The following is a 16,010-nucleotide window of genomic DNA, read 5'->3' as shown; positions in this document are numbered from 1 at the left end:
GCGTGTAGCCTAGAAACGCCTCATGAGCGCGACGACCTTGCCTAAGATGGTCGGATTCGTCACGTAGATGGGCTCCATGGCATCGTTTTCGGGCTGGAGGCGCACACGACCCTGTTCTTTATAGAACGTTTTCACCGTCGCCTCGCCGTCGATCATGGCGACGACGATCTCGCCGTTCATGGCGCTTGTCTGCTCGCGGACGATGATGTAGTCGCCGTTGTAGATCCCCGCGTTGATCATCGAGTTACCGTGAACCTCGAGCACGAAGGAGCTCGAGTCGGTCGCGATCTCGGTGGGAAGCGTGAACGTGTCCTCGACGTTTTGCTCGGCCAGGATCGGAAGACCGGCGGCAACACGACCGATGAGCGGCAGCGAAACCGTACCCCGATCGGGAGCCTCCTTGACCTCAGCCAGCTTTGTCGCAGAGCCATCTTCGTTGAACACCTCGAGGGCACGGGGCTTGGTTTTATCGCGCTTGATAAGGCCGTGATCCTCGAGCGCGGAGAGATGGGCATGGACGGTGGAGGGGGAGGAGAGACCGACTGCCGCCGCCATCTCCCGTACGCTAGGCGGATAGCCCTTCTCCTGCTGGTAGGAGCGAATGAAATCGTAGATCTGCTGCTGCCGCTTGGTGATCTTGCGCGCCATGTTCCTCTCCTTATCCAAACATATGTTCCATTTTCCCTTGACAGGAACAACTGTTCGCCCATAATGATATACGAACATCCGTTCCAGTGCCAGAGAATTTTGTCCACACGGCACGGTATACCTATATCGTCATCCAGACGAGAGGAGATAGGGTATGAAGACATATGCGATGATCGACGGCAACCTCGCGCTGGCGCCTGTGGCCGAGAAGCCCCTGTTTCAGGTTGTCGAAGGCCGCCGTGCCACGGTGCCCGCTGCGTCGAACGTGCGTCAAGATAACGCGCATCCCGCATGTGTCTTTGCCGTCGTCGCCATCTGCGCGCTCATGCTCGCATTCGGATTCCTGCAGCTTCACGCTCAACAAGTAGCGTTCGACCAGATGTGCGAATCCTCCTCGCGCACGGAGGTCGTGGTGCAGTCTGGTGATACCCTCTGGTCGCTTGCCCAGTCGCATCCGCTCGAGGGTCTTTCCGTGGACGAGACGGTATCCATCATCCGCTCGTGGAACAATGTGCCCGAGGGCCTGGTGTACCCGGGTATGGAAATCGTGGTGCCCGCCTGATCGTCGTGCGCCTACGCTGTAGGGCTTTTCTTCTCACATCGACGTCATGGTATGCTAACTGAGATGTCCATATGATCGTCGAGGGAGATCCCATGCGTTGTCCAAAGTGCGGTAAAGGCGATACCCGTGTCGTCGATTCTCGTACGCAAGAGGTGACGAACGCCATCAAACGGCGTCGTGAGTGCCGTTCATGCGGCTACCGATTCACGACGTTCGAGCGCTGCGAGGATCCCATCGAGGTGCTTAAAAGCGATGGCACCACACAGCCGTTTGATCGGAATAAGTTGCTTGTCGGTCTTATGCGCGCCACCACGAAGCGCGATATCGAGCTTTCCGCGCTGAACGCCCTTATCGACGATATCGAGCACGAGCTTCGGGGTAGGACGCTTACCGCTGTGAGCTCTCATGATATCGGCGATATGGTGCTCAAGCGGCTTGAAAAGATCGACAAGGTCGCGTATATCCGTTTCGCGTCCGTCTATCGCGATTTTAAGGACATCGACGAGTTCCTTGAAGAGCTGGATAAGTTGAGGTGAATGCATGACCACGTTGAACGTTTCCATCACGCGTCTCGATGACGACGTCGAGCTGCCATCCTATGCCTATGAGGGCGATGCCGGACTCGATTTACGCGCCAATGCCGATGTCGACATCCCGCCGCATGGACGTGTGCTTGTCCCGACAGGTCTTGCCATCGCGATTCCCGATGGATATGCCGGCTTCGTGCTGCCGCGAAGCGGCATGGCGCTGAAGCGCGGCCTTTCGGTTGCGAACACGCCCGGCCTCATCGATGCCCACTATCGTGGGGAGCTGAAGGTCATCGCCATCAATCTCGACCCTGATCACCCGGTTCATATCGAGCGTGGTGAGCGCATAGCTCAGCTTGTGATCCAAGCTGTTCCCGCCGTGCGACTCGTCGAGGTGGATCAGCTCGACGAAACCGACCGTGGCACCGGTGGTTTCGGCTCCAGTGGCGCTAAATAAGGCATCTCGGATCTGATACGTTGTCGCCCTGCATCTCGTCAAGAGGTGCAGGGCGATGTCTTTTTCTATCGGATGTGGGCCGGCTTATCGCCCCAATAGAATTCGGCAAAGTGCTTTTCGCGCTTGACGTCCCTTCCGACAAGACCCATCGTCTTGTCGACGATGATATCTGCGGCATCGGGATGGCGCAGACCCTCGGCATTGACCAGCAACGCCTTCAATGCGGCGGGATTATCGTGCAGGTGCCTGAGTACCATAATGAGTTCACGGGCTGTGGTGGCATGCATGCTGGCGCCGAATCCGGTCAACATGGTGGTGTTCGCCTTTTCCTGGCCATACGATTTGCCGAGCAGGATCATCGGGAGACGCGCACAGAGGCATTCCGTGACCGTGAGGCCTCCGGATTTAAGAATCGCGACATCGCAGATGCGCATCAGTGTCGCCATATCCTCGACATAGTCGAGCACGGTTACGTTCTCGAGCTTCATCGCATCGAAGATCTTGTTCAGGCGATCGGCGTATTCCTTATCGCGACCAGGCAGAAACACGAAATGCATCTGCTCCAAACCCCGTAGAAACGGAAGCGTCTGCTCGATGGCGGCACGGAACCTGACATACGGCTGTGGAAGGCTGGCGCCGGCCATAACGAGCACGAGGAGCTTGTCTTTGGGAAGTCCGAACCGCTCGCATTCCTCGTCATGATCGATGGGATCGTCAAATCCGCCGCGGACCGGTATGCCGGTGATGCAGATCGAGGATTCCTTTACGTGGCGAGGACGCAAGGTTTCGGCCATGAACTCGGTGGCCACGCAGAACAGATCAGTCTCCTTATGCGGCCACCATCCTTCAATCTCATAGTCTGTGGGAATGCAGACGATCGGGTATTCGATTCCGGTGATCATGCGGGCGCCGACCGCCACGTTGGCGGCCGTGATGTGCGTCGCGATGATCGCGATGGGCCGCTTGTTCACGATATATTCGTTGAAAGCCGGAAACATGACACGCGACCAACCCGTTCCGCCGCCCCAAAGCAGTCGGCCGGTGAGCGTATAGCGCCACGTGATGTCGTAGATCGGACGCGTCGCTCCCGTGAAGGCGGCAGCCGTCTTGTTTCCATCGAACTTGATGCGACCGAAGTCCAGGATGTCGATGACCTCGAGCTCGACATCGGCGGGAACGCCATGCGTGCCTCGTAGGCGGTCGACCGCCTGCGCGACGGCGTTGGCAGCGGCCTTATGACCTGAACCGACCGAGGCGTGCATGATCGTGATGATCGGACGCTCGCTGGACGAGACGTTGACGGATGCGCCGTCGGCCTCGCGAAGCGTATCTGCGATTTGTTCGGTCTGTTCGGTCTGCATGGGTGGGAAAGTCCAAACCCTCGGTGTGCTCGCTATCTCCGCTATTGTAGTCTGAACTTGTACCGCAAGGGGTATTCTTCAGTAAATGAACGTCATGGCATACGACGTCTGAAGTTCACATGCCGCCGATTCGGAGCAGGATAGGGAGTTCGCGATGGATGATGTGAAGAACTACGATGTGGTGATCATCGGTGGAGGCCCGGCTGGAAGCACGGCTGGCATATACGCAGCACGTGCAAGCCTGAATACGCTTTTGATCGAGCAGGGTATGCCCGGAGGGCAGATCGCTACCTCCGATACGGTAGATAATTACCCTGGTTTTCCGAGTATCTCGGGAGCTGAACTCGGTTCGAAGATGCTCGACCATGCTCAATCAGCCGGCGTGGACGTCGACTATACGATGGTCACGGGTATCGAGCGCGACGACTCGGGCGACTTCATCATCCAAACCGATTCCGGCTCCGTGCAGGCTCCCGTACTCATCATGGCTACCGGCGCGCAACCTCGTACGGCAGGGTTCGATGGAGAGGATACGTTCCGCGGCCGTGGCGTCTCGTATTGCGCCACGTGCGATGCCATGTTCTATCGCGGCAAGCGGGTCTTCGTCATCGGCGGTGGCAATTCCGCATGCGAAGAGGGTTTGTACTTGTCACATATCGCGCAGGACGTCACCATGGTCGTCAGGCGCGATGCGTTTAGGGCGCCGCGTGGTCGTGTCGACCGACTCCTTGAGCGGGATAACGTCGATGTGAAGTACTCGACATCCATCGCGCGCGTCTCCGGCGATCGTCTGTTGAGCACCATCACGTTTCGCGATAATCGAACGGGCGAGGACTACGACGAGTCCTATCCGGAGGGTTCATTCGGCGTGTTCGTCTTTGCCGGAAACGATCCGGTGGTCGATCTGATTAAGCCATTTATCGATCTGGCTGACGATGGGGGAGTCGTCACCGATGAGTCCATGGCCACGAAGACCCCTGGGCTGTTCTGTGCCGGTGATATGAGGTCGAAGAAGCTCCGTCAAGTTGTGACTGCGGCATCTGATGGCGCAATCGCCGGCAGTGCGGCATATGCGTACCTGGAGACATGCGAACGATTGTAGAGCGGAATACAATTAGGTACCTAACTGTACACTATCAGGCTTGTTGAGACGAAATAGGCGATCCGCGCCCTGTAGACGGATGAAACCGTCTACAGGGCGCGGATTTATCGAGCGAACAAGCGCTATTCAGCTTTTAGGCAAGCTATGAAGCCCCTTAGCGTTCATCTCGAATCAGTGCGATTCTACGGTTCGGCCATCATGGGCCCGCTTGAATCTGAATCATTTGATACGTGACGCGCATAACAGTATCTAAGGCGAAAACCTTGATGGCGATTCCTCGCATCGTCGACCTGAGAGCCGTCGCGGGTCTCTATGGGCGTCATAGGGGCTTTGTACGTGACGTGTCAGGGCGTGCATCGAGTATAGATGCCATTCTGTGGTCTGAGGATTCAAGTAATCTGAAATCACGATAATATATGTTATGTCAGGTTAGTAGATACAAAACGAGAGAGCCGGAACAATTGCTCCTGCCCTCTCGTTTACCTGCTATACGTTGGCGATGAGACCTAAGCCCACTCGAACCCGATGATAAGACCGGACTCCTCGGCGTAGTACGAACAGAGACCGCCACAGGGCACGATCCGTACGGTCGCGTTCGGCCATTGCTCGCAGATGAGCCGCTGCAGTTCCGCTGCAGCGGCCTCGTTATCGACATGGTCGATGTAGACCAAGCCGCCGTGATAGCCATAGCCGGCCATGCAGTCGACGACCTTGCGATACATCTTCTTCTCGCCGCGCGTCGGACCGACGATCTTGATGGTCCCCTCATCGCTTGCACATCCGAGCATGCGGATGTTGAGCTTGCTGGCGATGGAACCCGCGAGTCGCGGCATGCGACCGTTTTTTACGAGATTGTCATAGCGAGACAGCGAGAACAGCACGGTGGACGCCGCATCGAGACTCTGAACGTACTCGACGGCCTCGTCGAATGTCGGGTGATGATCAGTTAGGTACCGATCTAATAGTTCGACGATCAGCTCCATCTTGCCGCCGGTGGCGCGCGAATTCAAAATGAAGATGTTCTTACCGGAGATGACGCCTGCGTGGTCGCGCGTGTACTCGTCGAGCACGATATTTCGTGCGGTACTCGCAGCTTCATAGCTTCCGGACAGGTTGGCGGAAATCGTGATCGCGATGACGTTGTCGGCACGACGGAACTCCTCGGCCCAACGCCCGACGCTCGGGCACGAGCTCGACGATGCCTCCTGCTCCGCGGCGACGGCGCGATTCAGCTCGGCGACATCGAGCTGCTCGTCATCTACGAATTCGGTATCGGCGACATGGATCGTCAATGGTGCAGATACGAAGACGGTATCGGGCGCCGTTGGCGTCCAGGAACGCAGATTGCAGCTGGAATCAGCGACGATAGCCCATGACATTGGACAAATCCTTTCGCGTGACGATGACGTTAGCACCAGTATAGCCCAGTCGTCTCTATCTAGTATCGAAAACGAGATTTCACGGTATGAATGGCTAGAATATGGGGTATCGTTGCGCTATGCTGAGTAGCGATGATGGTACATGTGAGTGGTTGGAAGTGAACGTGCATGCCGCAGCATCCGACGGTCATCCCCATGTCCGATGACGCGAAACCGATTGTTCCCGCCGATGTCGCGCCGACGGTGCTTCCCGATGCATTCCTGTCATCCGAGGAGGCTCTTTCCGCCGGGCGCTTCCATCTGCCCTCATACGATGAGCTTCCTTCCGTCGAACTATACCGTGATCAGGTCCTTTCCTACATCGACCATATCCTCTCCCCTCTTAGCGCATGCTCAGAGGGCTCATGGCTTACCGCGTCGATGGTGAACAATTACGTCAAGCAGCACTTGGTTCCTGCTCCCAATAAGAAGCTTTACCGTCGCGACCACATCGCTCACCTGCTGATTATCTGCATTTTCAAGCAGTTCCTCTCAATCGAGGCGATTCGAAAGCTCATCGGCATCCAGCGTATGACCTATCCGATCGGGGTCGCCTACAACTATGTCGCCGTCGAGATCAACAACGCCGTTTCCGATGCGTTCGATGCGAGCGGTACACGCCATGAGGACACCGCGTCGCTCGTGACGCGTGAGACCGTTCTGGTCCGCAGTGCGGCTTCCGCTTTTGCGGCTAAGGCGTTCCTGATGAGCTATCTTACGTTTTTAGGGTATCGAGACGCATAGGCATCTGTTCGAATGAACGATAGGACGCCCGTGCCCCACGGCTTTCATCGTAGGGCGCGGGCGTCGCTGTTACGTCGCCAGAACGTTTAACGGCTTAGTATTCGATCTTCATGATCTCCTCGATGGCGAGGATGTAGATCTTCAGCGTGGTCTTGAGCAGCTCCTCGCTCACGCCTTCATCGTCGCCATGCATGGGCCCGACCCAAGAGGGCGTCTCGACCCACGGCATCTCGGGCCCGAAGCCCGCGGCGTTCTTGAACTCTCGTGCGTAGGTACCGCCGCCGATCGTGAACGGCTTGCGGTCCTCCCCCGTCACATCGTTGTAGATAGCGATAAGCTTCTGAATCTCCGGACCGTTGGGATCGATATAGAACGGCTCGGTATCGTTGTCGGTCGCGTAGATCGCTCCGAAGCGAGCAGCGGTGGCAGAAAGAGCCTGCTCGAACTGAGCACAGCTGAACGTGGTCGGATACCGCGAGTCGACGGATTGATGAAGCGTTCCATCCTCATCGCGCCACACCATGCCGCCGATGATCGTCAGATCGCCGAAAAGGTCATCGCTGGCGGCGACACCGACACCGGCGCCGGAATAGTCGTCGATCAAGGTCTTCTGGAGGGTCAGGAACTGACGTTCAGATTCGGAGACGAGATCGTTGTCGAGCATATAGTCGACGAGCATACCGATCGCATTGATCGCACCCTGCGGCTGAGAGGCATGGCCGCCCTTGCCCTTGGCGGCGATACGCACCGTGCCGTCGCCAAGATCGGTCAGCGTGATGCCATCGGCCGCAGGGAGCGCGGCGATGTCGGCTGCAACCGTGACATCGGCATCCGTAGGAATGGCGTTGAAGGCCTCACCGGCGTGCCAGTCGACGATCTTGGGATCCGTTATGGGGCCGGAGGTGAAGACACCCTGGTAGATGCCCTTCTCGCCATAGCAGACCGGGAATTCGGCATCGGGGGTCATAAGGAAGGCGGGCTCTCCGAAGTGCTCGAGGTAATACTCGACGTCGCGAAGCGTGGTTTCCTCGTTCGCACCGAGGATCATACGCATGGTGTACGGGAACGATGCGCCGTGGTCATGCCAGTAGCGCATAGCGTAGGCTCCGACGACGAAGGGCCCCTTGTCGTCGAGCGTGCCGCGGCCGATCAGATACCCGTCACGACGGGTCATGATATGGGGGTCCTGGGACCAGCCGGGGCCACAGGGCACGGTATCCAGATGGGCGATCAGGGCGATATGTTTGTCGGGGTCGGCACCGGGATAGTCCGCCGTACCGACGAAGCCCTCATGGTTCTGCGCATCCATGCCGAGGCGCGAACACAGGTCAAGACCGGCGTTCAGCGCCTTGAGCGGACCGGGGCCGAACGGCGCACCCGGTGCGGCGTGATCGAGGTCCTCTTGGCTCGGAATGTTCACGAGTGTCTCGATCTCCGAGATGATCGTCTCCCAGTTCTCATCTATCCAGGCATCGATTTCCTTCATGCGTTGAGCGTCAGCCATGATGATCCTTTCTGTCAGAAACGCGACATCACACTGACAGGATACCCGAGTTATGCAGAATGAACCAAGTTTCATTCATAAACATAGGCAGAAGGACGAACGACGCGATAAAAGGCGCCACGTATGTCGTGTGGTGCGGATCTATTCGACGACGAGGAGCGAATACACGTCGATGTCGCCTTCGCGCGCAAGGACGTATCTCGGATGCAAGAACGAAAGCTCGAGGATACAGCCGTAACCGACAAGCTCGGCACCCTGTCGGTCCACAAGTGAGGCGACGGCTTTCGCGGTACCGCCGGTGGCGATCAGGTCGTCCAGGATGATCACGCGATCATCGGCGGTCAGCGCATCGCGATGGATCTCGATGGAGTCGGTGCCGTATTCAAGTTCGTATGACGCGGAGATCGTCTCGCGCGGGAGTTTACCTGGTTTGCGGGCGGGAACGAATCCGGCACCGAGTTTGTACGCGACGGGCGCACCGACAAGAAAACCGCGGGCCTCAGGAGCGATTACCTTCGTGATGCCGGCATCCTTGAAGTGATCGGCCAAGGCATCGATAACGCTCGCGAGCGCGTGGCTGTCGGTGAACAACGGCGTGATGTCCTTGAACACGACCCCGGGCTCAGGATAGTCGGGAATATCGATGACGAGGGACGAAAGCTCCTGAAGCTCCATGCTCTTACTCCTAACGAGATGTACGGCGCCGCGAGCCAGAGGAAGGACGACGCGTATCGTTCGATGCGGTGCCATCGCTTTGCTGGGCCTTCTTGGATGCGTGCGAGCGTGTGATCTCATCGTCCACGCTATCGAGGTCGGCATCGGAGACGACGGCGTTCAGGGATTCGAAGACGCGATTCTTGAGCAGTGCCGTATGGACACCGTCGGTCAGGTCGTGCAGCTTCTTGAAGGCACGCTCCAGCTTCATGTTGCGTTCGTCGTCTGAATCGTCCATGCCGAGCATGCTGATGAGGACCTGCTCGAACATCGGGGATTCACGGTTCGCCGAGGTGACGTACTGGCGAAGATTGCGCGGTTCGATATGGAAGCGATTGAGCTCGGAGCACAGCCGGATGATCTCGAAGTCACGGCCATCGACAAGCTCGCGATTCTGCGGGCTGCGGATGATGCGGATCAAATCGTTATCGGCAAGTGCGCGGATGAACGAGATCTCGACACCCAGCAAATCGGGAACATCCTCGATGGGATGAAGCTTCTGCTGGGACTCGCGGGGCTCCGCCTTCATGGGAAGATCGGACAGCAGGCCGACCTCGAATGCGAGGGTGGAAAGGTCGGTAGCGTTATCGAGCTTCTGCTTGATAACGTTTAGGGGCATATAACGGGTCTTTTGCAGATGCAGGATGACCTCGAGACGATCGACATCCTCTTTGGAATATTGACGGTACCCCTTGGGCGTACGATGCGGCGTGATGAGCCCCTCGTCCTCCAGAAAACGGATCTTGGAGTTCGAGAGGTCGGGATAGGCCCCACGAAGGTAGTTGACGACCTGTCCAATGCTCAGATAACTGCGCTCAGCCACCGTTATTCACCGGTTTCGATGCGCTCCGAACGGCTTTCGTGGTAGATCAGCGTGAACGTGCCGATCTGGATGGAGGAACCGTCGTGGAGCGGAGCGGAATTGACGATAGCGCCGTCGACCCACGTGCCGTTCAGCGAACCGAGGTCCTCGATGAGGGTGCCGGCGGCGTTGCGGATGATCTTCGCGTGGGCACGGGAAACGGTCATGTCATTCAGGAAGATGCCATTGGAGGGGTCGCGACCGACGGTGGTCTCGGAACCCTCGAGCTCGAACGTGTTGCCGGTCTGCGGACCCTTGATGATGGTGAGGACCGGGATGGTGTTGGACACGCTCTTCATAAGATCGGGCACGGTCGCATCGTCGACGGGCATGCGGAACACACAGGTCGAATCGCTGACGTGATCGAGTCCGTTTTGAGTGTACAGGTTATCGGCCATAGTGAAACTCCGTATCGTGTAGGCGAATGCTCGTGGGCGTTCTTGTTATTCTACCCCAGCTTGTCCATTCGCGGCGGTGACGCTTGCGGCTTCGTCGGTATCGTCGATCTCGGGATTCAAAAAGTCGACGTCCTCCTCCTCGGGATGCTGACGTGCGCGTTTGATGGCGAGCGAGCCCTTTACCGTGTAGACGACGGCGGTGATCATGGAGAACACCACGCCGAGGTATACGAAGAAGATACCGAGCGGCACGGGGCTGCCGTCGAGGCCGGGTAGCCAAACGTTTGAGGCCGAGACGAGCTGAGGCCCATCGATGATCGGGAGGCCGAGCAGCATGAGCGAGAAGCCGGACATGAGCAACGCCGTCGCGATCTTGCCGGTGTAGACGACGTCGATGGGGCGACGATGGAACCGACGCACGATGAAATTGCCAGCGGCAAGGTAGACATCTCGACCGATGATCAGGATGCACACCCAGATGGGGAGCTCTCCCCTACCGACGAGTCCGAGGACACCGGTGAACAGCAGTGCTCGGTCCACGATGGGATCCATGAGCTTGCCGAGCCAGCTGACCGTGCGGGTCATGCGCGCGATCTGTCCGTCGAGCCAATCGGTCGAGGCGGCGATGGCGTAGACGACCAGCGCGATATAGCGGTTCTCGTTGTTGATGAACAGATACAGGAAGACGAAGGTCAGGATGAGACGGACGAACGTGATGAAATTCGAGATGGTGAAGATTTTGTTCGAGGGGTAGTCGGACGTGCCGATCAACTCTTTTTTGATCTTCTTCTTAAGGCTCACGTCACTCCCCCGTGACCGTCGAGAACAGTTTCTCAAATGATACCCCGACACGACCGGAGTATCCCTTCATAGCAAAAAGGGCAGTCGAACGACTGCCCCTGAAGCTTCTGGTCGGGACGACTGGATTCGAACCAGCGACCCCTTGACCCCCAGTCAAGTGCGCTACCAAGCTGCGCCACGTCCCGAAGCAATGCGCTGTCTCGCTGACAGCAAGGGATACTTTACTCAACTCTCGCCCTCGATGCAAGCGTCAATGTAAACTTTTTCGCAACGCCTCCATCTTCGTACAAGAGTAAACGCGATCGTTACCCTTCCGGCCGCAGCGCAAGGGCACGCTCGAAGATGACGCGCGCCAGATCGGATTTATCCATACAGGGCAGCTCCTGTGCCCCGGTGGCATCGATCCACCATGCCTGGTCGGTATCGGCTCCGAAACCGGAATCGTCACGGGAGACATCGTTCGCGACGATAGCATCGCAACCCTTGGTGGCAAGCTTGCGTGTCGCGTACAAGACGACATCCGAGGTTTCCGCGGCGAATCCGATGACGGTTCTGTCGCCTTTGCGCGACGAGAGATCGGCGAGAATGTCGGTCGTCTCCTCGAGCTCGATGCGATCGAGACGCTCGACATCCTTTTTGAGCTTATGGTCAGCCGGGCTGCACGGCGTATAGTCGGCGACGGCGGCGGCGCACACCGCGATCGAGCACTCATCGAACGCCGCACGTGCGGCGTCGAGCATCTGGGACGCGGTTTCCGCGGTGATGCACGTGATGGACGCGGGAACACGGACCGAATGGGGTCCGAGCACAAGGGTCACCTGTGCGCCGAGCGCCTGGGCGGCATAAGCGAGCGCCACACCCATCTTTCCCGAGGAGCGGTTGCCGATAAAACGGACGGGATCGATCGGCTCATGAGTGCCGCCGGCGGTGATCAGCACGCGCTCCCCTTGCAACGGACCGCCGGAGCCGAGGACCGCAAGGGCGCGGTCGACGATATCGGCGGGCTCAGGCAGGCGACCGGAGGCAATCTCACCGCAGGCAAGGTAGCCCGAATCGGGCTGTACGATATGGACGCCGCGGCGGGCAAGCGTGTCGATGTTCTCCTGGGTCGCAGCAGCCTCCCACATCCCGGCGTTCATCGCCGGAGCGACCAGGATCGGCGCGCGCGTGGCCAGCAGCGTCGTCGACATCAGGTCGTCGGCGATACCATGGGTCATCTTGGCGATGATGTTCGCGGTCGCAGGCGCCACGATGACGATGTCTGCCCACTGGGCAAGCGAGATGTGATGGATGGGATCTTCGGGATCGTCGAACAGACAGACGGCGACCTTATGGTGCGTGAGCGCGCGAAACGTCGTAGGACCGACGAACCGCGTCGCGTGTTCGCTCATGCAGACCGTGACGTCGATATCCTGCTTTTGCAGGAGCCTGACGATCTCACAGGCCTTATAGGCGGCGATACAGCCGGTGACGCAGACGAGCGCCCGGCGTTGACGATCGGATGCGGACATCAGGACTCCTCCTGCTCGATCACGAGAATGCGGTGGCAATACGGGCATTCGCAGATATCTGCCGCATGGGCCAGATCGGACATGGAGGATTCCTGGAGAGCGGTGCGGCAGACGCTTGGGACGTTCCCGACGAGACGCTCCACTGCAAGGCCGTTGAAGCGCTGAGACGCCGCATCGTAGCGTGCCTTGGCATCGTCGGATAGCGCATCATAGATGGACGCCCGCTTCGCAGACCCGGCGTCGATACGCTGTTGGATATCGGATGCCTTGGCGCGCGCCGCCTTCGTATCGGCGATGACCGCGGATTCGAACTTGGTGATGTAGTCGTCGAGGTAGGCCTGCTTGGAGTCGATCTCCTCGAGCTGCTTGGTATACTCCGCCCGATCGTATGCGATCTTGTCAAGCAGCTTGGCCAAGCGCGAGAGCTCCTGTTCGAGTTGCTGGACACCGCGGTAATCGGAGGTGTCGGTATGGCGCTGCGCGATGGCGATATCCTCATTCGCGTCGGATTCGGCCTGATCAAGCTCGGATAGATAGGTTTCGAGGTCCTTGCGCTGCGCATAGAGCTTCGTGGCATCCGACTTGAGCTTCTGATACGCACGACGCTTCTTGGCGAGCTCGGCGATCTCGGGCATCGCGGCGAGCTCCGCGCGATCGCGGGCGAGAGCGAGATCGATATCCTGAAGCGCAAGAAGAGAGGTTCCCGTGCTCATAATTGCTCCTGTTCGGTTCGGGTCCACCACTGTCTCGAGGGACCTATTCTACAGATTCGGTCCTTATGGATACCGGCACAATGCACGGCATCCATAAGGATGGCAGTAAACGGCTCTTCGGACCGATCGTGTCCGAGGAGTATGACGTCGCATCCCCGGGCATGCAGATCCTGGGCGACGTGATAACCGGCCTCGCCGGTCACGATGACGTCGGCGCCACAGCGAAGAGCCGCTTCACCGAAGTCCCCGAGTGAGCCACCGAGTATCGCGATGCGTTCGATGCGGCGATTCGGATCGCCCCAGACGCGAGGATCAGTATGAAACGCCAAAGCGCAGCGCGTGACGAGTTCGTCGAGCGACACGGGTTCGCCTTCGCAGACGGAACCGAGGCCGCACCGTTCGGGATCATCGGGGAACTCCAGCGACGATACGGGTCTAAGGCCGAGCTTGTCGGCGAGAACCCGACGCGCCTCATGTGAGCGATCGAGGTTCGTGTGGTAGGAAAGAACGCTCATACCTCGCTCGATCGCATGGAAGATCGCGAAGGAGGACGACGGATACGAGGTACCGTCGGATACGAAGGCGTCAGGCGCCTTGATGTAGACGGGATGATGGGTGACAAGAACGTTCGCACCGAGCTTTGCCGCCGCCTTGATGGAGGCGTCCGAGGCATCGAGTGCGACCGCCACGCGATCGACGGGATCGCAAGGGACGCCGCAGGCAAGGCCGATATGGTCCCATGGCTCGGCATGATCGGCGGGAAATCGTCCCAAGAGATACTCGTTGAGGTCGGAAACGCGCACGATGCATCACTCCACGATATCGAGCAAGACGCGGGCGAACGTATCGAGGTCGGCAGGATCAACCCGGTCATCGAAGGAAATGCGCAGGGAACCGAGGGCAAGATCGCGCGGGATCCCCATGGCGAGCAACACGTGGCTGGCATCGAGACTTCCGCTCGAGCACGCCGAGGCGGCGGAGACCTCGAATCCGGCGGCGTCGAGCTTCAGGATAAGCTCCTCTGACTCATGGCCGGATACCATGATGGAGACGATGCCCGGCAGACGGTCGACCGACGACCAATCCCCCATCGTCGCTTGGATGTGCGGATGCGAGCAGAGCCGTTCGTACAGACGGTCCGCAAGCGAACGGATGCGCTCGCGATGGGCCGCCACCTTCCCGGAAAGCTCGCGCGCGACGGCGGCAAGCGCCACGATGGCACGAAGATCCTGCGTTCCCGGGCGGCGTCCGGATTCCTGTCCTCCACCGAATCCGAGAGGCGAAAACGGCGTGCGCGCACGAAGGTAGAGCGCACCCACACCGACAGGGGCTCCCACCTTATGTCCGGCAAGCGAGAGCGCGTCGACGCCGAGCCGTTCGACATCGACCGGAATATGCAGATAGCCCTGGATGGCATCGGTATGCATGAGGGCACCGGCACCGTGGGCGACGCGCGCAAGCTCATCGATCGGCTGTACGACCCCGGTCTCGTTGTTGGCGATCATGATGGAGACGAGTGCGACATCGGTGTCGATGGCATCGGCGAGCACATGCGGCTCGACGATGCCCGTGCGGCTCGGCTTGAGGACGGTCGTCTCGAACCCGAGTTCATGGAGACGAGGGAGATTGTCGAGCATGGAATCGTGCTCTATGGCGCTGACGATGATGCGCGTGCGTGTGCGATCACGCCGACGGACGCCCTGTGCGATGCCGAGCAAGGCGAGCAGGTTCGCCTCGGTGCCTCCCCCGGTGAACACGATCTCGTTCGCGCGAACCGATCGACCGAGGGACCGCGCCACGTCGCGACGGGCCCGCTCGAGTTCGACGTTCGCCTTGCGTCCGAGGCTGTGCAGCGAGTTCGGATTCGCGCCGGCGATGTCCGAGGCATCGTAGGCCTCTTGTGCCCGCAGGGCTTCGGGGCGCATGGGTGTGGATGCGGCGTAGTCGAGATTGACATACGCGCGCTGCGCAGGTGCTGTCGTCGAGGTCACGTCGGTTACGCCTTCTTGCACTCGAGGCCCAGCGAGGCGAGCTCGCGCATCTCACGGACGATGGAGGCGGGATCCGGGCTCTTGAAGACCGCGGAGCCGGCGACGAGCATCTGAGCGCCCGCCGCGGCCAGCGCGCGGGCATTGGAAAGGCTTACGCCACCATCGACCTCGATGATCGGACCGACCTCGCGGCGGGAGCATATCGCCGAAAGAGCTCGGACCTTGTCGTAGGTCCCCTCGATGAACCCCTGACCTCCGAATCCAGGATTGACGCTCATCACGAGGACGAGGTCGACGAGCTCGATCACATCTTCGAGAACCTCGACCGGTGTTGCAGGGTTGATGACGACACCCGCCTTGACCCCGCGCTCATGCAGATGCGTGACGATGGCGGGCAGGTCGCGAGCCGCTTCGACATGGACTGAGATGAGATCGGCACCGGCATCGACGTACCAGTCGACGGTTTCATCGGGATTGCTGACCATCATGTGGACGTCCAACGGGATGCGCGTGGCACGTTTCGCCGCCTCGACGATCGTCGTTCCATAGGAAAGATTCGGCACGAAATGGCCATCCATGACGTCGACATGGATGTAGTCGGCGTTGGAGACGGCATCGATATCACGACCGAGGTTGAGGAAGTCGGCCGCCAGGATCGACGGTGAGATCATGATGGGTTGTTGCATCGTTGCCGCCT

18 protein-coding genes and 1 tRNA gene are annotated in these 16,010 nt (G+C 59.1%); 5 read left to right on the top strand and 14 right to left on the bottom strand.

The features are described 5' to 3' along the window. Positions 1–9 precede the first annotated feature (9 nt). Positions 10–648 carry a transcriptional repressor LexA gene (lexA, locus tag I6E04_RS00980; protein WP_235421252.1) on the bottom strand — a complete coding sequence of 213 codons (639 nt, stop codon included), beginning with the start codon at positions 646–648 and terminating at the stop codon, positions 10–12. A gap of 154 nt (positions 649–802) precedes the next feature. Here lexA and I6E04_RS00975 point away from each other — a divergent pair, with 154 nt between their 5' ends. The 3 genes from I6E04_RS00975 (at position 803) to dut (ending at position 2,194) form a co-directional block, all read left to right on the top strand. Further along, the gene (locus I6E04_RS00975; protein ID WP_235421251.1) at positions 803–1,210 is read left to right on the top strand and encodes a LysM peptidoglycan-binding domain-containing protein; all 408 of its coding nucleotides are present in this window, start codon (positions 803–805) and stop codon (positions 1,208–1,210) included. 92 nt (positions 1,211–1,302) lie between these two features. Next, the gene (gene nrdR / locus I6E04_RS00970) at positions 1,303–1,746 is read left to right on the top strand and encodes a transcriptional regulator NrdR (protein WP_235421249.1); all 444 of its coding nucleotides are present in this window, start codon (positions 1,303–1,305) and stop codon (positions 1,744–1,746) included. Positions 1,747–1,750: 4 nt separating this feature from the next. Further along, the gene (gene dut, locus I6E04_RS00965) at positions 1,751–2,194 is read left to right on the top strand and encodes a dUTP diphosphatase (protein ID WP_235421247.1); all 444 of its coding nucleotides are present in this window, start codon (positions 1,751–1,753) and stop codon (positions 2,192–2,194) included. 65 nt (positions 2,195–2,259) lie between these two features. Here the strand turns inward: dut and I6E04_RS00960 are convergent, their stop codons facing one another. After that, positions 2,260–3,456 carry an MGDG synthase family glycosyltransferase gene (locus I6E04_RS00960; RefSeq protein WP_235421245.1) on the bottom strand — a complete coding sequence of 399 codons (1,197 nt, stop codon included), beginning with the start codon at positions 3,454–3,456 and terminating at the stop codon, positions 2,260–2,262. Between the two features lie 253 nt (positions 3,457–3,709). Between I6E04_RS00960 and I6E04_RS00955 the strand changes: the two genes are divergently transcribed. Continuing rightward, positions 3,710–4,657 (top strand): NAD(P)/FAD-dependent oxidoreductase, encoded by a 948-nt coding sequence (locus tag I6E04_RS00955; protein WP_235421243.1) that lies wholly within the window; start codon positions 3,710–3,712, stop codon positions 4,655–4,657. A gap of 506 nt (positions 4,658–5,163) precedes the next feature. Here I6E04_RS00955 and I6E04_RS00950 read toward each other — a convergent pair. Continuing rightward, positions 5,164–6,036: a DegV family protein gene (locus tag I6E04_RS00950; protein ID WP_235421242.1), complete on the bottom strand. Its 873-nt coding sequence runs from the start codon at positions 6,034–6,036 to the stop codon at positions 5,164–5,166. Positions 6,037–6,204: 168 nt separating this feature from the next. Between I6E04_RS00950 and I6E04_RS00945 the strand changes: the two genes are divergently transcribed. Further along, positions 6,205–6,819, top strand: a complete 615-nt coding sequence (locus I6E04_RS00945; RefSeq protein ID WP_235421239.1) for a DUF1836 domain-containing protein — start codon at positions 6,205–6,207, stop codon at positions 6,817–6,819. A 94-nt stretch (positions 6,820–6,913) separates the two neighbouring features. On the opposite strand, the gene I6E04_RS00940 is transcribed toward I6E04_RS00945, so the two are convergent. From I6E04_RS00940 to rpe, 11 genes are all read right to left on the bottom strand, one after another. After that, positions 6,914–8,323: a Sapep family Mn(2+)-dependent dipeptidase gene (locus I6E04_RS00940; protein WP_235421237.1), complete on the bottom strand. Its 1,410-nt coding sequence runs from the start codon at positions 8,321–8,323 to the stop codon at positions 6,914–6,916. Positions 8,324–8,464: 141 nt separating this feature from the next. Next, entirely contained in the window at positions 8,465–8,998 is a 534-nt protein-coding gene (locus tag I6E04_RS00935; protein ID WP_235421236.1) for an adenine phosphoribosyltransferase, read from the bottom strand. A 10-nt stretch (positions 8,999–9,008) separates the two neighbouring features. Then, positions 9,009–9,860, bottom strand: coding sequence for a transcriptional regulator FtsR (gene ftsR, locus I6E04_RS00930; protein ID WP_419179980.1), 852 nt, complete (start codon positions 9,858–9,860; stop codon positions 9,009–9,011). Between the two features lie 2 nt (positions 9,861–9,862). Further along, positions 9,863–10,297 carry an FHA domain-containing protein gene (locus I6E04_RS00925; RefSeq protein WP_235421235.1) on the bottom strand — a complete coding sequence of 145 codons (435 nt, stop codon included), beginning with the start codon at positions 10,295–10,297 and terminating at the stop codon, positions 9,863–9,865. 45 nt (positions 10,298–10,342) lie between these two features. Next, positions 10,343–11,098 carry a CDP-alcohol phosphatidyltransferase family protein gene (locus tag I6E04_RS00920; protein ID WP_235421233.1) on the bottom strand — a complete coding sequence of 252 codons (756 nt, stop codon included), beginning with the start codon at positions 11,096–11,098 and terminating at the stop codon, positions 10,343–10,345. Between the two features lie 108 nt (positions 11,099–11,206). Then, positions 11,207–11,283: transfer RNA gene (locus I6E04_RS00915), tRNA-Pro, on the bottom strand. Between the two features lie 120 nt (positions 11,284–11,403). Beyond that, on the bottom strand, positions 11,404–12,609 hold the full coding sequence (gene coaBC / locus I6E04_RS00910; protein WP_235421232.1) for a bifunctional phosphopantothenoylcysteine decarboxylase/phosphopantothenate--cysteine ligase CoaBC: 1,206 nt from the start codon (positions 12,607–12,609) through the stop codon (positions 11,404–11,406). Beyond that, the gene (locus I6E04_RS00905; RefSeq protein ID WP_235421231.1) at positions 12,609–13,322 is read right to left on the bottom strand and encodes a zinc ribbon domain-containing protein; all 714 of its coding nucleotides are present in this window, start codon (positions 13,320–13,322) and stop codon (positions 12,609–12,611) included. Before I6E04_RS00905 ends, coaBC begins: the two co-directional genes overlap by 1 nt. Further along, positions 13,319–14,125 (bottom strand): Nif3-like dinuclear metal center hexameric protein, encoded by an 807-nt coding sequence (locus tag I6E04_RS00900; protein ID WP_235421230.1) that lies wholly within the window; start codon positions 14,123–14,125, stop codon positions 13,319–13,321. The genes I6E04_RS00905 and I6E04_RS00900 overlap by 4 nt, the downstream gene beginning before the upstream one ends. 6 nt (positions 14,126–14,131) lie before the next feature. Beyond that, positions 14,132–15,313, bottom strand: coding sequence for a cysteine desulfurase family protein (locus tag I6E04_RS00895; protein ID WP_328225236.1), 1,182 nt, complete (start codon positions 15,311–15,313; stop codon positions 14,132–14,134). Positions 15,314–15,318: 5 nt separating this feature from the next. After that, complete coding sequence (rpe, locus tag I6E04_RS00890) at positions 15,319–15,999, bottom strand: ribulose-phosphate 3-epimerase (RefSeq protein ID WP_235421227.1); 681 nt, start codon at positions 15,997–15,999, stop codon at positions 15,319–15,321. Positions 16,000–16,010 lie beyond the last annotated feature (11 nt).

The sequence above is a fragment of the Collinsella tanakaei genome (genome assembly GCF_021531055.1).
In the GTDB taxonomy this organism is placed as follows: Bacteria; Actinomycetota; Coriobacteriia; order Coriobacteriales; family Coriobacteriaceae; genus Collinsella; species Collinsella tanakaei_B.
This window is presented reverse-complemented; position numbering and strand designations above follow the sequence as displayed.

Excerpts from the sequence above, each read along its gene's own strand:
- lexA (WP_235421252.1), bottom strand. The coding sequence starts at position 648 with ATGGCGCGCAAGATCACCAAGCGGCAGCAGCAGATCTACGATTTCATT.
- I6E04_RS00975 (WP_235421251.1), top strand. The coding sequence starts at position 803 with ATGAAGACATATGCGATGATCGACGGCAACCTCGCGCTGGCGCCTGTG.
- nrdR (WP_235421249.1), top strand. The coding sequence starts at position 1,303 with ATGCGTTGTCCAAAGTGCGGTAAAGGCGATACCCGTGTCGTCGATTCT.
- dut (WP_235421247.1), top strand. The coding sequence starts at position 1,751 with ATGACCACGTTGAACGTTTCCATCACGCGTCTCGATGACGACGTCGAG.
- I6E04_RS00960 (WP_235421245.1), bottom strand. The coding sequence starts at position 3,456 with ATGCACGCCTCGGTCGGTTCAGGTCATAAGGCCGCTGCCAACGCCGTC.
- I6E04_RS00955 (WP_235421243.1), top strand. The coding sequence starts at position 3,710 with ATGGATGATGTGAAGAACTACGATGTGGTGATCATCGGTGGAGGCCCG.
- I6E04_RS00950 (WP_235421242.1), bottom strand. The coding sequence starts at position 6,036 with ATGTCATGGGCTATCGTCGCTGATTCCAGCTGCAATCTGCGTTCCTGG.
- I6E04_RS00945 (WP_235421239.1), top strand. The coding sequence starts at position 6,205 with ATGCCGCAGCATCCGACGGTCATCCCCATGTCCGATGACGCGAAACCG.
- I6E04_RS00940 (WP_235421237.1), bottom strand. The coding sequence starts at position 8,323 with ATGGCTGACGCTCAACGCATGAAGGAAATCGATGCCTGGATAGATGAG.
- I6E04_RS00935 (WP_235421236.1), bottom strand. The coding sequence starts at position 8,998 with ATGGAGCTTCAGGAGCTTTCGTCCCTCGTCATCGATATTCCCGACTAT.
- I6E04_RS00925 (WP_235421235.1), bottom strand. The coding sequence starts at position 10,297 with ATGGCCGATAACCTGTACACTCAAAACGGACTCGATCACGTCAGCGAT.
- coaBC (WP_235421232.1), bottom strand. The coding sequence starts at position 12,609 with ATGTCCGCATCCGATCGTCAACGCCGGGCGCTCGTCTGCGTCACCGGC.
- I6E04_RS00905 (WP_235421231.1), bottom strand. The coding sequence starts at position 13,322 with ATGAGCACGGGAACCTCTCTTCTTGCGCTTCAGGATATCGATCTCGCT.
- rpe (WP_235421227.1), bottom strand. The coding sequence starts at position 15,999 with ATGCAACAACCCATCATGATCTCACCGTCGATCCTGGCGGCCGACTTC.